Source organism: Paraburkholderia sp. J11-2, from assembly GCF_905220185.1.
In the GTDB taxonomy this organism is placed as follows: domain Bacteria; phylum Pseudomonadota; class Gammaproteobacteria; order Burkholderiales; family Burkholderiaceae; genus Paraburkholderia.
On the sequence record NZ_CAJMYY010000025.1, the window covers coordinates 93,698 to 111,459 of the forward strand.

At 66.8% G+C, this 17,762-nt stretch carries 16 protein-coding genes and 1 pseudogene; 3 read left to right on the plus strand and 14 right to left on the minus strand.

Annotated features, from left to right (window positions below; genetic code table 11):
• Window positions 1-66: 66 nt before the first annotated feature.
• The 5 genes from flgF to U5A57_RS30175 all read right to left on the minus strand — a co-directional run bounded on the left by flgF (window position 67) and on the right by U5A57_RS30175 (window position 4,030).
• Complete coding sequence (flgF, locus tag U5A57_RS30155) at window positions 67-825, minus strand: flagellar basal-body rod protein FlgF (RefSeq protein WP_321915341.1); 759 nt, start codon at window positions 823-825, stop codon at window positions 67-69.
• Between the two features lie 27 nt (window positions 826-852).
• Window positions 853-2,085 (minus strand): flagellar hook protein FlgE, encoded by a 1,233-nt coding sequence (gene flgE / locus U5A57_RS30160; RefSeq protein ID WP_321915342.1) that lies wholly within the window; start codon window positions 2,083-2,085, stop codon window positions 853-855.
• Between the two features lie 38 nt (window positions 2,086-2,123).
• A complete protein-coding gene (locus U5A57_RS30165) occupies window positions 2,124-2,768 on the minus strand; it encodes a flagellar hook assembly protein FlgD (RefSeq protein ID WP_321915383.1) in 645 nt (214 codons plus the stop codon).
• 224 nt (window positions 2,769-2,992) lie between these two features.
• Window positions 2,993-3,418, minus strand: a complete 426-nt coding sequence (gene flgC, locus U5A57_RS30170; RefSeq protein WP_321915343.1) for a flagellar basal body rod protein FlgC — start codon at window positions 3,416-3,418, stop codon at window positions 2,993-2,995.
• Between the two features lie 96 nt (window positions 3,419-3,514).
• A complete protein-coding gene (locus U5A57_RS30175) occupies window positions 3,515-4,030 on the minus strand; it encodes a flagellar basal body protein (protein ID WP_321915344.1) in 516 nt (171 codons plus the stop codon).
• Between the two features lie 246 nt (window positions 4,031-4,276).
• Here U5A57_RS30175 and flgA point away from each other — a divergent pair, with 246 nt between their 5' ends.
• The 3 genes from flgA (at window position 4,277) to U5A57_RS30190 (ending at window position 6,629) form a co-directional block, all read left to right on the plus strand.
• Window positions 4,277-5,611 (plus strand): flagellar basal body P-ring formation chaperone FlgA, encoded by a 1,335-nt coding sequence (gene flgA / locus U5A57_RS30180; protein ID WP_321915345.1) that lies wholly within the window; start codon window positions 4,277-4,279, stop codon window positions 5,609-5,611.
• A gap of 180 nt (window positions 5,612-5,791) precedes the next feature.
• Window positions 5,792-6,136, plus strand: a complete 345-nt coding sequence (flgM, locus tag U5A57_RS30185) for a flagellar biosynthesis anti-sigma factor FlgM (RefSeq protein ID WP_321915346.1) — start codon at window positions 5,792-5,794, stop codon at window positions 6,134-6,136.
• Between the two features lie 49 nt (window positions 6,137-6,185).
• The gene (locus tag U5A57_RS30190; RefSeq protein WP_321915347.1) at window positions 6,186-6,629 is read left to right on the plus strand and encodes a flagellar protein FlgN; all 444 of its coding nucleotides are present in this window, start codon (window positions 6,186-6,188) and stop codon (window positions 6,627-6,629) included.
• A gap of 90 nt (window positions 6,630-6,719) precedes the next feature.
• Here the strand turns inward: U5A57_RS30190 and U5A57_RS30195 are convergent, their stop codons facing one another.
• The 9 genes and pseudogenes from U5A57_RS30195 to U5A57_RS30235 all read right to left on the minus strand — a co-directional run bounded on the left by U5A57_RS30195 (window position 6,720) and on the right by U5A57_RS30235 (window position 17,485).
• Window positions 6,720-7,205, minus strand: a complete 486-nt coding sequence (locus U5A57_RS30195; RefSeq protein ID WP_321915348.1) for a GNAT family N-acetyltransferase — start codon at window positions 7,203-7,205, stop codon at window positions 6,720-6,722.
• Entirely contained in the window at window positions 7,168-7,500 is a 333-nt protein-coding gene (locus U5A57_RS30200) for a DUF1778 domain-containing protein (protein ID WP_158758885.1), read from the minus strand. Before U5A57_RS30200 ends, U5A57_RS30195 begins: the two co-directional genes overlap by 38 nt.
• A gap of 236 nt (window positions 7,501-7,736) precedes the next feature.
• Window positions 7,737-8,468: an RNA polymerase sigma factor FliA gene (locus U5A57_RS30205; RefSeq protein ID WP_158759173.1), complete on the minus strand. Its 732-nt coding sequence runs from the start codon at window positions 8,466-8,468 to the stop codon at window positions 7,737-7,739.
• A gap of 356 nt (window positions 8,469-8,824) precedes the next feature.
• Window positions 8,825-9,607 (minus strand): annotated as a pseudogene (locus U5A57_RS30210) (MinD/ParA family protein); the annotation flags it as partial.
• Window positions 9,600-11,693: a flagellar biosynthesis protein FlhF gene (gene flhF / locus U5A57_RS30215; RefSeq protein ID WP_321915349.1), complete on the minus strand. Its 2,094-nt coding sequence runs from the start codon at window positions 11,691-11,693 to the stop codon at window positions 9,600-9,602. The pseudogene U5A57_RS30210 and the gene flhF, both read right to left, overlap by 8 nt.
• 326 nt (window positions 11,694-12,019) lie before the next feature.
• Entirely contained in the window at window positions 12,020-14,119 is a 2,100-nt protein-coding gene (gene flhA / locus U5A57_RS30220; protein WP_321915350.1) for a flagellar biosynthesis protein FlhA, read from the minus strand.
• Complete coding sequence (gene flhB / locus U5A57_RS30225; protein WP_321915351.1) at window positions 14,116-15,411, minus strand: flagellar biosynthesis protein FlhB; 1,296 nt, start codon at window positions 15,409-15,411, stop codon at window positions 14,116-14,118. The genes flhA and flhB overlap by 4 nt, the downstream gene beginning before the upstream one ends.
• A 252-nt stretch (window positions 15,412-15,663) precedes the next feature.
• Complete coding sequence (locus U5A57_RS30230) at window positions 15,664-16,950, minus strand: DUF3443 domain-containing protein (RefSeq protein ID WP_415766061.1); 1,287 nt, start codon at window positions 16,948-16,950, stop codon at window positions 15,664-15,666.
• Window positions 16,951-16,966: 16 nt separating this feature from the next.
• Window positions 16,967-17,485, minus strand: coding sequence for a DUF2844 domain-containing protein (locus U5A57_RS30235; RefSeq protein ID WP_321915385.1), 519 nt, complete (start codon window positions 17,483-17,485; stop codon window positions 16,967-16,969).
• Between the last annotated feature and the right edge of the window lie 277 nt (window positions 17,486-17,762).

Here is a 17,762-nt window from a genome sequence, read left to right on the forward strand (position 1 = left end):
TTTCTCCCGGTCCGGCCTCGCGCGCGTCGTGCGGCGCGAGGCGGCCTTCATTTAACTTGAAATGGCTTAGCTGAAGTTGAGCAGCTGGTTCGCGCTCTGCTCGTTCTGGTCGGCGTTCTGGAGCAGCTTGGTCTGCATCTGGAACTGGCGCGCGTTGGTGATCATCGAGACCATCGCCGCCACCGGGTTCACGTTGCTGCCCTCGACCGACTCGGTCGCGACCTGGACGGTCTGGTCCGCGTCGGCGGGGTTGCCGTCCGCCGTGTGGAACAGGCCGTCGTCGCCGCGCGTGAGCGCACCGGCCGGCGGGTTGACGAACTTGATCTGGTCGATCATCGCGATCGCGTTGGCGGGGCTGCCCGGCGCGATGGCCGAAACCGTGCCGTCCTTGCCGATCGTGATCGCCGAGCCCGGCGGCACCGCGATCGGGCCGCCGCCGCCGATCACCTGCTGGTTGGCGGCGGTGACGAGCTGGCCGTTCTCGTCGACGTGCAGGTTGCCCGCACGCGTGTAGGCCTCGTTACCGTCGGCGGTTTGCACGGCCATGAAGCCCTGGCCCTGGATGGCGATGTCGAGCGGGTTGCCGGTGTGCGAGATCGCACCGGGCGTCATGTCCGAGCCGGGCGTCGCCGAGAGCACGAAGGTGCGCGTGGTCTGGTCGTTCACCGTCGAGCCGTCGCCGAACGACATCGGCACGGCGCGAAAGTTGGCGAGCTGCGCGCGAAAGCCCGTGGTCGAGACGTTCGCGAGGTTGTTCGCGACGACGGCCTGCTGCTCGAGCGCCTGGCTCGCGCCCGTCATCGCGGTATAGATCAGTCGGTCCATGATGTGCCCGGTACGTGGTTAGGCGCGTTACATCTGCAGCAGCGTCTGGTCGACGGTCTGCTGCGTCTTGATGGTCTGCGCGTTCGCCTGGTAGTTGCGCTGTGCCGTGATCAGGTCGACGAGCTGGTTCGTCAGGTCGACGTTCGACCCTTCGAGCGCGCCGCCCGTGAGCGTGCCGTGGTTCGTGCTGCCCGGCGTCGAGACCTGCGCCACGCCCGAGGCGGCCGTCACCTGGAACTGGTTGCCGCCCAGGTTCAGGAGGCCGTTCGGGTTGTTGAAGTTGGCGAGCACGATCTGGCCGAGCGACATGGTCTGGCCGTTCGAGTAGTTGCCGGTAATCGTGCCGTCCGCGCCGATCGAAAAGTTCGAGAGCGTGCCGCTCGCGTAGCCGTCCTGGGCGAGATTGTTCACACCCGAGGCGCTGCCGTACTGGGTCGTGCCCGTGAAGTTGATATTGACGGTCTGGGACGAGGCGCCGTCGGTCGGGTTAATGGTGAGCTGGAACTGGCCGGTCGCGGCCGTCGCCACCCCTGCCGGATCGGTCGTGCCCGAGAGCGCGCCCGAGGCGTTGAAGCTCATCTGGCCGAGATCGGTCGTCGTGCCGTTGTTGACCGCGTACACCTCGGCCGAGCCGGTGGCGCTCTGCACGAAGTACAGGTTGATCGTCTGCGCGCCGCCGAGCGAGTCATAGCCCGTGATCGAGGTCGAGTAGTTGTAGCTGTTCGAGTCGGTCGGGGAGAACGTCGCGTCCGTCGGGGCAGTCGCCTGCGCGTTCAGGTTCAGTTGCGCCGTGACGTTCTGTGTCGCGACCGGCGCGATATTGGTCGTCGGCACCTGGAGCGGCACGGTCTGCGCCGTGTTGATGACGCCGGTCGAACTGGCGGCATAGCCCATCAGGTCGTTGCCCTGCGCGTCGGTGATATAGCCGTTCTTGTCGAGCTGGAACACGCCGTTACGCGAGTACGTGATCGTGCCGTTGTTCGACATCTGGAAGAAGCCGTTGCCGTTGATCGCGACGTCGAGCGCCTGGCCCGTCGTGTTGATCGTGCCCTGCGAGAAGTCCTGCTGCACCGTCGAGAGCGCGGCGCCCAGACCGATCTGGTTGCCGACCGAAGTGGCGATGGTGTTCGCGTAGACATCGGCGAACTGCGCCGTGCTTTCCTTGAACCCGGTCGTGTTCGCGTTGGCGATGTTGTTGCCAATCACGTCGAGGTCGTTCGACGACGCGGCGAGGCCGCTCAATCCTTGCTGGTAGCCCATGTTTGTCTACTCCGCGCTTATCGCGTTGATTATCGAGTTCAGAGAATGGCGCCCACGCTCGAAAGCGGGACCGTCTTGCCGTTGGCGAGCGAGAGGCTCGCCGTGCCGTCCGACTGCTGGACCACGCCCTGCACCTGGCTCGCGACGAGCGCGGTGGCCGTGGCGGACTGGCCGTTGGTCGTCGCCGTGGCGCTGATCGTGTAGGTGCCGTCGGCGACCGTGTTGCCCGAGGTGTCCTTGCCGTTCCAGGTGACCGGCACGGTGCCGGCCGACTGCGCGCCGAGGTCGAGCGTGTTGACGACCTGGCCTGCCGAGTTCGTGATCGTGAGCTTCACGTCCGACACCGCCGAAGGCAGCGTCACGCCAAGCTGCGGCGCCGTGCCGCTCGACACCGTGGCGCTGCTGCCCGCTGCGAGCACGGTCGAGCCAATGAGCAGCGCAGCCTGCGCGTTCTGGCCCGCCGAAAGCTGCGTGGAAAGCGACGACAGCGACGTGTTGAGCTGCTGGATGCCCGACACCGTGTTGATCTGGGCGAGCTGCGAGGTCATCTGCGAGCTGTCCATCGGATCGGTCGGATCCTGGTTCTGCAACTGCGCGACGAGCAGCTGCAGGAAGGTGGTCTGCAGGTCGTTTGCGCTCGTGCCGCTCGACGACGCCGAACTCGACGAGCTCGTGCCGTTCATGGTGTCGAGCAGTTGCTGCGACACGGTGGCGGTGCTGCCGCCGATGGTTGTGTTGCTGGAACTCAACGCGTTCTCCCTCGATTGCGCTTCGTGCTTGGCGTGTGGTGGTGGCGGGCGCGGCTTCGTTTCGCGCCCGCTGGTCTCTGTATTACTGTGTCGTGCGTGCTGTGCTTCAGTTCGCCGCTTCAAGTACCCGCTTTAGGTACCCGCTTTACGTACCCGCTTTACGTACCGATGGTGAGCGTCTTGAGCATCAACTGCTTGGCGGTGTTCAGCGTTTCGACGTTGGCCTGGTACGAGCGCGACGCCGAGATCATGTTCACCATCTCCTGCACCGGATCGACGTTGGGCATCGTCACGTAGCCGTCCGCGTTGGCGGAAGGGCTGTCGGGGTCGTAGGTCTGCTTCATGGGCGTGGGGTCGTCCACCACGCCGGTCACCCTGACGCCGCCCACCTGCTGGCCCGAGGCCGTGCGCGCGCCGCCGAGCGGGTTGACCGCGAACACGACCTGCTTCGCCTTGTACGGCTGGCCGTCGGGGCCGGTCGTGCTGTCGGCGTTGGCGAGATTGGACGCCGTCACGTTCAGACGCTGCGATTCCGCCGTCATGGCGGAGCCCGCAACGCTGAAAATGTTCATCAGGGATGGCATGGTTTCGTTGACCTCACATCAGGTGCGCGTCGCGCGCGCGTTGGTCGTTCATGGCTTCGTTGTTGCGTACGCATTGCCGCTTCGCTCGCGCGCCGATCAGCTCGAGCCCGAGGTGATCGCGGACAACATCGTCTTGATCTGCTGCGAGACCACCGTCATGCCCGACTCGAAGTGCAGCGCGTTGTCGGCGAACTGCACGCGTTCGGTGTCGAGATCGACCGTGTTGCCGTCGAGCGCGGGCTGCACCGGCGTGCGGAACATGAGCTGGCTCTTGTAGGTGTCGGCCGGGCCGCCGGTCGGGATCAGCTTCGCGTCGCCGGCCATGTGGCCCGACTCCGTGGACGCCATCTGCATGCCGCTCGTCACGCCCGCGGGCTGCGCCATGGCGAGCGGCTGGACGTTGCCGCCCGAGGTGGCCGCCATGCCCGCCGTGCCGCCGGCGCCTTGCTGGCGCAGCGCGCCCGCAAGCGAAGCCGAGAAGTCCACGTCGCGCGCCTGGTAGCCCGGCGTGTCGGCGTTCGCGATGTTCGAAGAGATCAATGCCTGCCGCGTGGCGCGCACATCGAGCGCTTCGCGCCCAAAGGCGAATTCGGCATCGAGTTTGTCCAGCATCGGGCGTTCTCCGTGAAGCGAAAAAGGATTCGGCGTGAGCGCGGCAGGCTCGCCATCGGCGAAGAAACCGGCGCAAACGTTAGGCGCGTGACCCGAAGGCCTTTGCGCATGGAGTGGAATATTAGGCGGGGGTGGCAAGAACCAATCGGACGAATAGCCGGTAAAGCGCCCCTCTATTCGACGCAAGCGCGCGGGGGCGGCCGCCTAGAATGCGAGGCGTGTCAATGCATTCGATGGAGAACGACGATGCCGCAAACTGCCTCTTTGCGCAGGCCCGACGCGGGCCTGAAGCGGCGTGTGCGCGCGCTGTCGTGGAGCGTGTCCTGGACGTGCGTGCTTGGCTGCGCCCTGGGTGGCGCGCTCGCTCATGCGCAAACTGCGGCGCAAACGGCGGCGCAAACCGCACCGCAGCCCGAGGGCGCGGGCGGCCAGATCTTTATTGCGGGCAACGGCGACCGCGCGGGCGCCGACGCCGCGCAGATGAACGCGCTGCTCGCCAGCAACGCGAAGAAGCCTGCGGCGGCTACGGCCGGCAATACCGCCACGAATGCCGCCACGAATGCCGCCACCAATGCACCCGCCAGTGACGCCGCGCCGCTGCGCGCGGCCAGTTACGCCGATCTGAATTCGCGCGGCGTACCCGAGGACGCGCGCGCGGGCGTCGACTCGAACGGCATGATCACGATTCCGGGTCCCGGCGAACGCGTGCCCCAAGGCAACGCGCCGCGCATCGTCACGATTCCCTCGCCGGGTGCGAGCGCTCAGCCCGTGCGCGTGCCGCCGGCCAACCCGAACAACGCAGGCACGCTCCAGCGCGTGAGCTTGCCAGGCACCGCTAACCGTGTCGCCGCCGTAGTCGTAGATGCCGGCGCGAAGCCGGTTGCCAATGCAAGCGCCGGCGCGCTGCCCAATCCGAATACCAGCGCCGTCGCCACGAGCGTGCAGACCGTACCGCCCGGTCAGCAGGATGGCGAATCGATTCGCGCCGTCGCGCTCACCTTCCTGCAGCAGCAGTCGGCGGGCCTGCCGGGCCACGTGAACATTACGGTCGCGCCGGTGTTCCCGCGCGGCCTCGCGGCCTGCACCTCGCTCGAACCGTTCATGCCGCCGGGCGCGCGCACGTATGGCCACACGACCGTGGGCGTGCGCTGCATCGGCGCGAAGCCGTGGACGCTCTATGTGAGCGCGCGCATTGCCGTGGACGTGACTTACTACGTGGCCTCGCGCCAGATCGGCGCGGGCGAGGCCCTCTCGGCCGCGGACTTCATGCCGCGCGCGGGCGACCTCGCGAACCTGCCGCAAACCATCATCACCGATCCCAACCAGGCAACGGGCGCCGTCGCGCTCGCGCGTATTGCCGCGGGCCTGCCGCTGCGCACCGACATGCTGCGCAGCGCGGCTTCGGTCGTGATCGGACAAACCGTCAAGGTGATCGCCGTGGGCAGCAACTTCACGATCTCCGCCGAAGGCAGCGCGCTGAACAACGCCGAACCCGGCCAGCAGGTGCGCGTGCGCACGAGCGGCGGCCAGATCATCTCGGGCGTGGTCAAGGACGCCGGCACCGTGCAGGTGCAAATCTAGGCTCAGCAAGATCTGGTAAGGGCCGGATCGAGGGGGTTTCAGCCCCAACCGGCGGCCCGATCCGGCGGTTTCCGGCTTTGTGCGCCAGCACACGTAACAGCATGTAACGGTGGGATTTTCGGCTAAAGTTCGGCGCGACCTATGCCGTTATCAAGGTCAAATCGATCAGGAAAGCCCATCGTGAAAGTTGACTCCTCCACCCGCAATGATCCGCGCCCGCTGCAGGATGGCCTTGCGCGCTCGCAAGCCGATTCGAGCGGCGTAAGCGCCGCCAGCACCGACAGCGCGGCCACCTCCGGCGCGGCAAGCAGCACGAGCGCTGCGGGCGCGAACGTGAACCTCTCGTCGCTGTCGTCGACGATGCGCTCGCTCGCCGCGAGCGGCTCCGCCGACATCGACACGGCACACGTGCAGTCGATCAAGGACGCGATCCGCAACGGCACGCTGCAGATCGACTCCGGCAAGATTGCCGACGGCGTGATTCAGACCGCCCGCGACCTCGTTAAGCCGACGTCGGCTAACTGACGTTCGACGCACGAGCGCCGCGCACACTTCGCTTTTTTGGTGCCTTGCAATGAAAGATGCCCTGTTGGCCACACTGATCGACGAACACGCCACGGTTGAGGCGTTCGCGTCGCTGCTCGCCTATGAAGAAAAGGCGCTCGTGTCGGCCGACGGCATGGAGGCGCTCCCGCAGATCGTCGAGCAGAAGACGACGCTCACGCAGCGTCTCGCAGGCCTCGAAAAGGCGCGCGACGCGCAGCTGGCAGGCCTCGGCCTCCCCGGCGGCCGCAAAGGCATCGAAATGGCCTGCGACGGCGACACGCGTCTCGCGAGCCAGTGGGAGTTGCTCAAGGGTTCGACCGAACGCGCGCGCCGCAAGAACCTCACGATCGGCATGATGATCCGCACGCGCATGGAACATAACCGCCGCGCGCTCGCGATCCTGCGCGGCGAAACGGGCAACGGCGCGATGCTGTACGGCCCCGATGGGCGGCTGCCGGCGTTCGGGCTGTAAGCGGCGCTCACCAGGGATTCGCCAAAGACAAAAGCCGAAGCGTTGCCGCTTCGGCTTTTTTGTTTGGGGCAACGGATCGCCTTCAGATTTTCATGCCTGCTTGATCGTCGCGACCGGCAGGAAGAGTCTGCGCGGCGCATCGGTGAACGGCTCGAATCCGTATTTCCGATAGAAGCCCGCTGCGTTCTCATCGAGCGCATCGACGAGAACACACTGCACGCCCACCGACTCCGCCGTTGTCAGAACAACATCCAGTGCGTGCATCAGCAGATATTCGCCAAGGCGCTGGCCCTGGTGCCGCCGGTCTACCGCCAGCCGGGCGAGCAGGACTGCGGACACGCTCCTCGGCAGCCGTGCGGCCGGCATTCCCTGCGTTTCTACCGCTGTCGCCGCAAGGGCGTAGTAGCCCGCAATCGTGCGCGGCGCGGACGACACCGCTGCAACGTAAGTGCGAGATAGATTCTTCTTTTGGTGCTGACTCGCTACGTGGCGAATCCATTCGCTCATCGAGTCGACGCCGCAGTCGAAGCTGCTGCGGTCATCGCTCTCCCTCAGCTGACGAATCTGCGTTTGCACTCTTGTTCTTCCTGAAGCGAGCCATCGCGCGCTGCAACGCTTCATTGGGCTTCGGCGGCTCGTCCAGCAAAGCGAAGAAGCGCTTCGATTCGTCCATCGTCAGGCGAATGGAACGAATGACCTCTTCCTGCTCGATAACCTGCTCCGCGGCCCGAAGCGCGGCCTGCACAATAAACTGGTTGAGGGTGCTGCCCGAAAGGTCTGCAGCAAGCTGCAGGATTTCCTGTTTCTCCGCGCTCAACCGGGCAGTGATTCGCCCGCGGCTGGAGTTTTCCATACCGTTGTTGATAGCCATTGTTCATCCTTTTTTCGGGCCTGGCACACGCCTGCATCGTTTGGCGGATGCGCGGCCCGAGGTTCACGTTCGCGTCGCTCTCCACTGACGGAGTGGAGTCACTATATCACGCGTGGTGCCAAATTGGCACCACGCGATTCGAACTGCCCGCCAAACAAAAAAGCCGGAGCGCTCCCGCACTCCGGCTCTTTCACCGCAACCCCGCCCACGCCAGTCAAGGCGCGGCGTCTACCGCCTCAATTCTCCTGGCCGGCCCACGCCATCTCGCGCAGCCGCGTACGCAAGCGCGCCACCGCCTGGCTGTGCAGCTGGCACACGCGCGACTCGCTCACCTCCATCACCGCGCCGATTTCGCGCAGGTTCATGCCGCGCTCGTAATAGAGCGACATGAGCAGCTTCTCGCGCTCGGGCAGCCGCTCGATCGCTTCGACGAGCGCGCCGCGCAGGCTGTCGTCGAGCAGCGCCGAAAGCGGGTCCGAGTGATCGACGCAATAGCGGTCGAGGAACGGTTCGTCCTCGGCGGAGCGGTCGAAGTCTTCGTAGTAGATGAGCTGGCTGCCATGCAGGTCCTGCAGCATGCTCTGGTATTCGTCGAGCGGCATGCTCAGATGCTCGGCGATCTCCGTTTCGCTCGCCGAGCGCCCGAGCCGCTGCTCCACCTGGTGCACCGCGCTTTCCACTTCGCGCGAGGTGCGGCGCAGGCTGCGCGGCAGCCAGTCGTTGCTGCGCAGCTCGTCGAGCATCGCGCCGCGAATGCGCTGGCTCGCGTAGGTCTCGAACTGCGCGCCCTGATCTTCCTTGTAGCGGTTGGCCGCGTCGAGCAGGCCGATCATGCCGGCCTGGATCAGGTCGTCGAGGTCCACGCTCGCCGGCATCTTGGCTACGAGCTGCAAGCCGAGCCGTCTGACGAGCGGCGCGTACTTCGCAAGCACGTCGGCCTGCGAAATTTTTCCTTGAGCGTTATACATCGTGCTCTCCACTTCTCATGTCCCTGATTGGCGTCGTCGTGAGCACGTCAAACGTGCTGCGGCGACGTGCGCTGCGCGGGCGTATCGGTCCGCCAGCCCACATGGGCCGGTGCGGACGCGGATGTTGCGTTGGGTGCGGGATGCACACCCGTCACGCTGGCTACGAACGAGTCGGCGTTCGCGGCGAGCGCGCTGTGTGCGGCGTTTGCTGCATGCGTAGCGTGTAGCTGGACGCCGTCTCGCGGCACGCCGTCCAGGTCGTCGGCGGGTGCGTCGCCCGCCGCTTCGTGTGCTTCGTCCGTGGGGACGAACGCGGCGCTGGCGCGCGCCGTGGCCGGCGAGCACGCCGAAACCGCGGGTCGCATGGGCCAGTGCGGCAGTTCGGCGGCCACGTGCCGGAAGTCGCGCGCGGCGTTCGTCGAGGGAAACGCATCGACGATGCAGCGCGCGAGCTTGAGCGCCTGCGCCATGTGCTGATCGGCGGCGACGCATCCGGCGCTTTCGAGCGACACGCTCAGGTAGCGGCTCGCCACCCCAGCGAGGTTCTCGATTGCGGTGTGCGCGTCGCTCGCATTCGCGACATGATTCGCAAGCACACGAAACTGTGCGATCGCATGCGCGAAGTGCAGCCGCTTCATGCACGCATACGCATCCGTGATCGACTGCGCGCCGATGCGCATGACGATCAGCACGTCATGCGCGTGCATGGCGAGCGGCGAGAGCGCGCCTTCGGCGTCGAGCTGCGCGTCGATCAATACGATGTCCGCGGGGCCCGAAATGACTTTTTGCAGTTGCGCGGACGTGTACTGCGCGCGGTTGTCGCGCGAGGCGGCCAGCACGCCGAAGCCGAGTGCGTGACGCCCCACGGCTTCGTCGAGCGTGCGCTCGCCGCGCATCACGGCGGCGAAGTTGCCCGCGCCGCGCACATTGCCCACCAGCGAGCAGACCGAGCGGGGTCCGAGGCACTCGTCGATCACGAGCACGTCCTTACCCTGCGCGGTGAGCGCCGCCGCGAGATTGACCACGGCGGTCGTGCGGCCGGGCGAACCCGCGCCGCCTGTCACCGCGACCACGCGCGAGCCTTCGCGCGCGAGGAGCCGCCGCAGCCCTTCAGCCTGATCGATTACGAACTTATCCAAACCTGACCTCGGGAGCCTGCGAATTCGAACGCGTCGAGAGTGCCGACAGCAGCGCCGGGATATCGTCTTCGTGCGGCACGAACGGCGAGCTCTCTCGCGGTATGCAGAACGCGCTGCGGATCAGGAAGCGGCGCGTCGCCACGTAAAGGTTCTCGGGAACCTTCTGGCCCGTCGAGACGTAATGCACCGGCAGCTTGTAGCGCAGCACCGTGTCGAGCGCGCTGCCGAGGTTGGTCGCCTCGTCGAGCTTGGTGAGGATGCAGCCCGTGAGCGGCGCGTTTTCCGGGCCGCTCTGGTAGGCCTGCACGACTTCGTTGAGCGTGTCGCCGTGGTTGGTCGCCGAGAGCAGCAGCAGGCGCTGCACCGGGCGGCCGGCGCCGCACAGCATGGCGATCTGGTCGGCCACGGCGCGGTCGCGCTGGCTCATGCCGATCGTGTCGATCAGCACGATGTGCTTGTTCTTGAGCTCGGTGAGGGCGAGCTGGAGGTCCGCGCCGTCGCGCACCGCGTGCACCGAAACGCCGAGGATCTTGCCGAAGATGCGCAGTTGCTCGTGGCCGCCGATACGGTAGCTGTCGGTGGTAAGGAGCGCGACCTTGCTCGCGCCGAAGCGCATCACGCAGCGCGCGGCGAGCTTCGCCGTGGTCGTGGTCTTGCCCACGCCGGTCGGGCCCATCAGCGCGAACACGCCGCCGCGCTCCATGAGCGCCTCTTCGTCTTCGAGCACCGGCAGGTTCGATTCGAGCACCGACTGGAGCCATTCCATGCCGGCTTCTTCGGTTTCGACTTCGGGCAGGCGGTCGATCATCATCTTCACGAGCTGCGCCGAAAAGCCCGCGGCGAACAGCTGCTTGGTGAGCGCGCCTTGCACCGGGCTGCGGCGCTGGCGTTCGCCCCACAGGAGGCCCGCGAACTGCTCTTCCATCATGCCGCGCATGGAGGCGAGTTCGTTCATCACGGTTTCGTTGACGACTTGCTCGATGCGCGCGCGGATCGCTTCGCTCACGGTCTGGGCTGCGTCGGCGCCCTGCGCGTTGCGGCTGCCGGGCGCGGGACCCGCGGCTTCCGGGCCGTGGCCGAGGCGCTGTGCTGCGCGGCGCGCGGCGACGTGCGCGGCCTCGAGCGCCCAGTCGGGCGTGCTGGCGTCCACGTCGGGCGGCAGCACCGGATCGGCGACATTGCCAAGACCGCGTGCCGCTGCGGCCGCGGGCGTCATGCCCGGCACGCGCGGAGCGTTCTGCTGGTTCGCGATACGGCGAGCGTGATCGATGAGCCAGGGGTTCGACTCGGCCATCGTGCGCGGCGCATCGCTCGCGCTCGCGGCGGCGGCCTGCTCGAGGCGCGCCGCGGCTTCACGGGCGGCGGCCGGGGCGTTGGCGTTCGCGGCCGGCGTCATGGACGCAAACGATGGCGCAAAGGCGGACGTGGCAAGCGACTCGGTCGCGGCCTGCAGCGCCATTTGCAGCGGCGAGTGCGCGTGCGGCACCGTTTGCTGCGATTGCGTTGCCTGGAGCGCGGCATGCAGCGTCGGCGGCATCGCCGATTGCGCGGCCTGCTGGCCTGCCGCGGCGCGCGACGAAGGCGAAAGCGACCCACCTGTGGCGGACGCTGCCGCCGGTGCCTGGCCGAGCGAGACAGCGGTGTCGGCGGCGTGATCGCCATCCGGCGTATCGGCGTCGGCATTCGCGCCGCCGTTTTCGGCGCCCACTTCCGGGCTCGCGCCGAACACCGATGAGAACACGTCCGGCATGCCGCTCGCGTAGGGGTTCGCCGCGCCGATCGGGGCGGCGAGCGCAGCCGGTGCGCCGGGCGCAGCGCGCGGTGAGCGCGGCATTTGCGTCATGGCGGAGGGCTGCGCGAACGCGCCGCCTTGACCACCCTGGCCGCTCAAGCCAACCAGCGCTTGGGCCGCGGCAGCATCGGCCGGCGCGATCGCCGCGAGATCGCGGTCCGCGAGCGCGACGATTTCAACGCTGCCGTCGTCGAGCGTGCGGTTCGACAGAACGACGGCGTCCGCACCCAACGCTTCGCGTACGAGCCGTAACGCGTCGCGGCTGGTGCCACCGATGAATTTGCGAATGTTCAAGCTGAGCCCCTGATGAGGTAAGCGGCTGATGCCGCCGCCGGTCGTCTGTTGCTGGAATGGCGCTGGATTGCTGCCGGCCGTGCGTCGCTCGCAAAGCCTTTTCCGATGTTGGAATTATTTCGAAGGTGGGGCCCCCATGATCGATGGATCAGGGCGGAGAAATGCGGGTAATTCGCGGAATCGGCGCGAGCGGTGCGCGAGAGGGAGAAGTGGCGTGTGGAGGCCTCCAGGCTGGCTTTACGCCACGCCCGCACGCGGCTCGACTCACGAAAAAGCCCGCCAAAGCGGGCTTTTCCTCGATCCGGTGGGCAACGCGCCCGGCGCGATCAATGCGCCCCGATCACATTCACCACCTTCACGTTGCGCGTATCCGGCACTTCGGCATACGACAGCACCTTCAGTTGCGGCAAGCTGCGGCGCAGGAAGCGCGAGAGCATGGGGCGCAACGCGTGCTGCACGAGCATCACGGGCGAGAGGCCCAGCGCTTGCTGACGCGCCATCGCCTGCTCCGTCTGCGTGAGCAGCGTATGCGCGAGACCCGGTTCGAGGCCGGGGTTCGGGCCCGAGGTGAGCGTTTGCGAAAGCACGCGCTCGAGGTTCGCATCGAGACCCATGACCTGCATGTCGGCGTTGCCGGGGAACCATTGTTGCGTGATCGCGCGGCCAAGCGAAATGCGCACCGCCGCTGTCAGATCGTGCGCGTCGGTAATGCGAGGCGTGTGCTCCGCAAGCGATTCCATGATCGTGCGCATGTCGCGAATCGGCACGCCTTCTTCCAGCAGGTTCTGCAGCACCTTCTGCAGCGTCGTGACCGGCAGCACCTTCGGCACGAGATCGTCCACGAGCGAAGGCGTGTCCTTCTGCACGCGCTCGAGCAGCGCCTGGACCTCGCGGCGGCCGAGCAACTCGGCCGCGTGCATGACGACGAGGTGATTCAGGTGCGTCGCCACCACCGTGCTCGAATCGACCACCGTGTAACCGAACACCTGCGCCTGCTCGCGCACGTTCGAATCGATCCACACAGCGGGCAGGCCGAACGCCGGGTCCGTGGTCGGCGTGCCCGGCAGCACCGCGCTCACCTGGCCCGGGTTGATCGCGAGCCACTGGCCCGGATAGGCCTCGCCCGTGCCGACTTCCACGCCCTTCAACGCAATGCGGTAGGCGTTCGGGCGCAGTTCCAGGTTGTCGCGAATATGGATGACAGGCGGCAAAAAGCCGATTTCCTGCGCGAACTTCTTGCGAATGCTCTTGATGCGCTTGAGCAGCTCGCCGTCGGTGTTCTTGTCGACGAGCGGAATGATGCGGTAGCCCACTTCGAGGCCGAGCGTGTCGATAAGCGCCACGTCGTCCCAGGTCGCCTCGGTGTTCTCGGCCGGCGCGAGCGCAGCGGGCGCGGTATCCGCGACCACGGCGCTCGCCTTCTTCGCCTCGGCGTTCTTCTTCATCGTGCGGCCAAGCTGGATCGCGCCACCGCCGAGCAGCAGAAACGCAAAGTGCGGCATGCCCGGAATCAGACCCATCATGCAGATGATCGAGCCCGTGATCAAAAGCACGCGCGGATTCGTAAAGAGCTGGCCGGTCAGCTGCGTGCCGATGTCCTCGTTGGTGCCCACGCGGGAAACGATCACACCGGCCGCCGTCGAAATGATGAGCGACGGGATCTGCGCGACAAGGCCGTCACCGATGGTGAGCAGCGTGTAGGTCTCGGCCGCCGAGCTGAACGGCATGCCGTGCTGCACCACGCCCACGATCAGGCCGCCGGCGATGTTGATGACCATGATGAGCAGGCCGGCAATGGCGTCGCCGCGCACGAATTTGCTCGCGCCGTCCATCGACCCGTAGAACTCCGCCTCCTGGGCGATCTCGGTACGGCGCTTTCTCGCCGCATCTTCGTTGATGAGACCCGCATTCAGGTCGGCGTCGATCGCCATCTGCTTGCCGGGCATCGCGTCGAGCGTGAAGCGCGCAGAGACTTCGGCGATACGGCCCGCGCCCTTCGTGATCACCATGAAGTTGATGACCATGAGGATCACGAACACCACGATACCCACGGCGAAGTTGCCGCCCACGAGGAAGTGGCCGAACGATTCGATCACCTGGCCAGCTGCCCCCGGGCCGGTGTGGCCTTCGAGCAGCACGATACGCGTGGAGGCCACGTTCAGCGAAAGCCGCAGCAGCGTGGAGAACAGCAGCACGCTCGGGAAGGCCGCGAAGTCGAGCGGCTTCATGGTGTACATGCTGACGAGCAGCACCATCACCGAGAGCGCGATGTTGAAGGTGAACAGCAGATCCAGCAGGAACGGCGGCAACGGCAGGATCATCATGCCGAGGATCATGCAGATCAGGATCGGTCCCGCCAGCGCGCGCAGATTCGTGCCTTGCAGCATCTCCGGGCGCCGCGCGAGAAAACCGGTGCGGGCGTTCATTCTGTTGCTCCTTCAGTGCCGTCGCGCGCCGGGTTCGTGTCGGCGCGTCCGGCGTTGTTCGATGCGGTATTTGCGTTGGTGCGATTCGCGGCCTCGGCGGCCGTGCGCTCATCTGGCGTGAGGGCTTCGTCGGCTTCGCTCGCTTCGTCGGCGTCGCTCACTGCGCCCTTGTCCATATCGGGCGGCACGTCGAGGTCGGTCGGCTCCATCGGCACGTCGCCGCCATGTTCGCGAAAGCGCTTGAGCTGATAGACCCACGCGAGCACCTGCGCAACCGCGCCATAGAGCGGCCCCGGGATTTCGCGATTGAGGTCGACGTTGTAGTAGAGCGCGCGGGCAAGCGGCGGCGCTTCGAGCAGCGGCACGTTGTTCTCGGTGGCGATCTCGCGGATGCGCGCGGCCACGAGGTTCACGCCCTTCGCGACGACCTTTGGCGCGCGCATCTCGCCATCGGCGTACTTGAGCGCGACGGCGAAGTGCGTCGGGTTGGTCACGACCACGTCGGCCTTGGGCACCTGGGTCATCATGCGGCGGCGAGCGGCGGCGCGCTGCTGCTGGCGAATGCGACCCTTCACGTGCGGATCGCCTTCGTTCTCGCGGTGCTCGCGCTTGACCTCTTCCTTGGTCATACGCAGCCGGCGGTAGTACGACCAGACCTGGTAGGGCGCATCGATTGCCGCGACAAAGAACATGCCCGCGACCGTCATGCCGCAGCACACCGCGATCAGATGCATGCCGTCGACGAAAGCGCGCGGCGCAGGCTGCATCGCGAGGCCGAGGATTTCGTCGCGATGGTTCCACAGCGCAGAGCCGCCGATCACCCCGACCACGGCCGTCTTCACGGTCGACATGCCAAGCTGGATCAGCCCGTTGACGGAAAAGAGGCGGCTAATGCCTGTGATCGGGTTCAGACGCTCGAATTTCGGTTCGAGCAGCTTCGTCGAGATCAGCCAGCCGCCGAGCGCCATGGGCGCGACGAGCGCCGCCACGCCCGTTAGCGCGAGCACCGGGATGACCGCGAGGAACCCCTCGCGCGCAGACAGCCCCGCGCCAATGAGCATGCGCCGCGTTTCGAACGCGTCGGCATGGTTGAACGTGAACGCCGAGCGCAACATGGCTTGCAGATGGGAGCCGATCGTTCCCGAAAGCATCCACGCGCCAAAGAAGCCCGCCGAGAGCAACGCGAACGTGGATAGCTCCCGGGAACGCGGAACCTGCCCCTCCTCCCGCGCCTTTTCGAGGCGCTTGGGAGTGGCGGATTCGGTTTTATCGAGGTCGCTGTCCTCAGCCACGCATGCTCCGGTCGTGGGCGCGCGCCGCTCGTCGCGGCTGCGCGGCTCGCGCGCGCCCTTTTTCAGTGACAGCGATTATTGCCGCGCAAGGCAAGCGGCGATTGACGGAGTAAGCCGGGTAAATCAGGGTATTTCGGCCGATGGAAACGGGGCGCCATCATCGGCGAACGGCAGCGCGCGACGCGCAACGCGCTCGCGCGCCGCCAGGCGCGCTCAGTGCGCCACCTCAGTGCGCCGCTTCAGTGCACCGCTTCAGTACGCCACAAACGGCGCCTTGCCGCCGGAAGCGGTCATGTCCATGCCGTAGTAGACATAGCGGCCGTAGAAAAACGACAACCCGAGGTCGAGGGCTGCCGACGACCCGAACTGCCCGGCCAGGTTATTGGCCGCATAGTTCGCGCCGCTGCCGAGCAGGCTGTTGGCATTCGCGACATTGAAGGCCGCGGTGCCGGACGTCGCGCCGTTATTGGAAACGAGCGCCGCGCTGAAGGACTGCGTGGACGAGGGGCAGTAGAACGTGCCGAGATTGCCGCCGCACTGCGGCAGGCTGCTGTCGGCGAAGAAGATCGCGTTCGAACCCGAGTCGAGGAAGGTCTGAAGCGTGCGCCCGTTGAAGGTCGAGCTGAGCCTGCCCGATGAGTCCGTGACGAAGCTTTGCGAGGCGGTCATCGCGTTGTTCGACTGCGTGCCGATGCCGAACACGAGCGTGCCCGTCGCGCTGGGCGCTCCGCTGTCAGACACGGGCGCCATCTCCAGAATCACGCCGTTGCCGTCCGTGCCGAACTTGGGCACGGGATTGGCCACGAGCTGCGTTTGCGCGACCGTGGCCGCGACGCAGTTCGTGTTGTTTGGACAAGCGTAGTAGTTGCCGAAGGTGTCATAAGGCGCCACGCCGATACCGAGAATGCCGTTCGCGCCCAGTTCCTGCACCGTGTTCTGCGCGTTGCCGATGCCCGCGCAGGCCTGCGGCACCGTGTTCGAGGCCAGGTCGCCGATCACCTGGATCGGAATGTTGGACGCCGTCTCCTGGGCGAGCTTGACGTCGGCGGAACGCACGGTGCCCCACGTAAAGCCGTCCGCAAAGGCCGTGCACTCGGCGAGCGTGCCGCCGCTGACCGTGGTGGTGGGCAGCGAGTTCAGCACGTTCGGCAGCGCCGACGCGAGCAGACGCAGGCCGAACGACGCCGTATCCACCTGAACGTTGTCGACGGTCTCGCAGGTGCTCGTGCCGGCCTTGCAAATCGTCACGCTAACGGTGGGGATGTTGGGCAGCGTGCCGGTCAGTCCGCTGTTCACGGTGACGGCCACCGTGTTCGCGGCGGTGGACGCAGTGGGCTGCTGCGTGGGACTGGGCACCGCGGAGCCTCCACTGCCGCTGCCGCCACTACTGCCGCTCGAACTGCTGCTATTGCTGCCGCCCCCGCCTCCGCAGGCGGCGACAAGCGAAACGAAAGCCACGAGCGCGACGGTCGAAAGGAACTGGAAAGGGCGCAGCCACACGCTGCGCGAATCGCGTGAAGTCAGCACTGAAGTCAGCACGTTCGGCCTCCGCTCGTCACTGGATATCGGAGCCGCTGACGCCTGCAGGCAGCGCCTGCGGCAGCCATGCCTGCCCGGAGAAGGCGCCCATGTGGCCGCCCGAATGCACGATGACGTTCGAGTTTTCGACCACGCCCGGCCCGCGCACGAGACCGGCGGCGTGGCTCGCCTTCACCCCGGCCGTGTATTGGGGAAAGTAGCTGCCTAGCAGCGTGGCGAGATTGGGCATCTGCGGACCGTCCCAGGCAACGCCGAATACCGTGCCGGCCGGCGTGAGGTACTCGCGCACGACGGTGCCGTTGGCGAGCGTGGTCTGCTGGACGGTGTAGGTGGAGGTCGCGGAGGCGCCGGAAGTCGCCGCTTGCACCGCTGCGCGCGCAACGGCGGACGCGTTGCCGGTCGCGGCGGCCGCCGAGGCGGCGCTCAGGGTGCTCACGCTCGCGCCCGCCGGTGTGGGCATGGGTGCGCCGCCGAGCGCGGCTTGCGCCGGGGGCGCCGCGAGCAGTGCGCAAAGCAGTGAAGCGGGAAGCGCCACACCTGGCGCGCAGCGGGTTGCGGCGCGGCGTGCGAACCGACGCGCCGCCTTGCCACAGAACGATGTGTATGGATACAAGGCGTCCCCTCCCTCCGGCGATGGCGCGTTGCACCATGCGCTGTCGGGCCGCGCGGGAACGTCGCGGCGAGGGGCAGCAGGACGGGCAACGGCTGGCTCAGCTTCGTTCCACCACCGCGACGCTCGTCGCGGCCGGGCACGAAGGCATGAGCACTAGTATGCCCGCCTTGGACGCCGTGCGGCAGCTAACCGAACGGCT

Bases quoted from the DNA above. Each gene is read 5' to 3' on its own strand.
- U5A57_RS30165 (WP_321915383.1), bottom strand. From the start codon at position 2,768: ATGAACGGCACGAGCTCGTCGAGTTCGGCGTCGTCGAGCGGCACGAGC.
- flgE (WP_321915342.1), bottom strand. From the start codon at position 2,085: ATGGGCTACCAGCAAGGATTGAGCGGCCTCGCCGCGTCGTCGAACGAC.
- flhA (WP_321915350.1), bottom strand. From the start codon at position 14,119: ATGAACGCCCGCACCGGTTTTCTCGCGCGGCGCCCGGAGATGCTGCAA.
- U5A57_RS30205 (WP_158759173.1), bottom strand. From the start codon at position 8,468: ATGTATAACGCTCAAGGAAAAATTTCGCAGGCCGACGTGCTTGCGAAG.
- flgC (WP_321915343.1), bottom strand. From the start codon at position 3,418: ATGCCATCCCTGATGAACATTTTCAGCGTTGCGGGCTCCGCCATGACG.
- flgA (WP_321915345.1), top strand. From the start codon at position 4,277: ATGCCGCAAACTGCCTCTTTGCGCAGGCCCGACGCGGGCCTGAAGCGG.
- U5A57_RS30175 (WP_321915344.1), bottom strand. From the start codon at position 4,030: ATGCTGGACAAACTCGATGCCGAATTCGCCTTTGGGCGCGAAGCGCTC.
- flgF (WP_321915341.1), bottom strand. From the start codon at position 825: ATGGACCGACTGATCTATACCGCGATGACGGGCGCGAGCCAGGCGCTC.
- U5A57_RS30190 (WP_321915347.1), top strand. From the start codon at position 6,186: ATGAAAGATGCCCTGTTGGCCACACTGATCGACGAACACGCCACGGTT.
- U5A57_RS30200 (WP_158758885.1), bottom strand. From the start codon at position 7,500: ATGGCTATCAACAACGGTATGGAAAACTCCAGCCGCGGGCGAATCACT.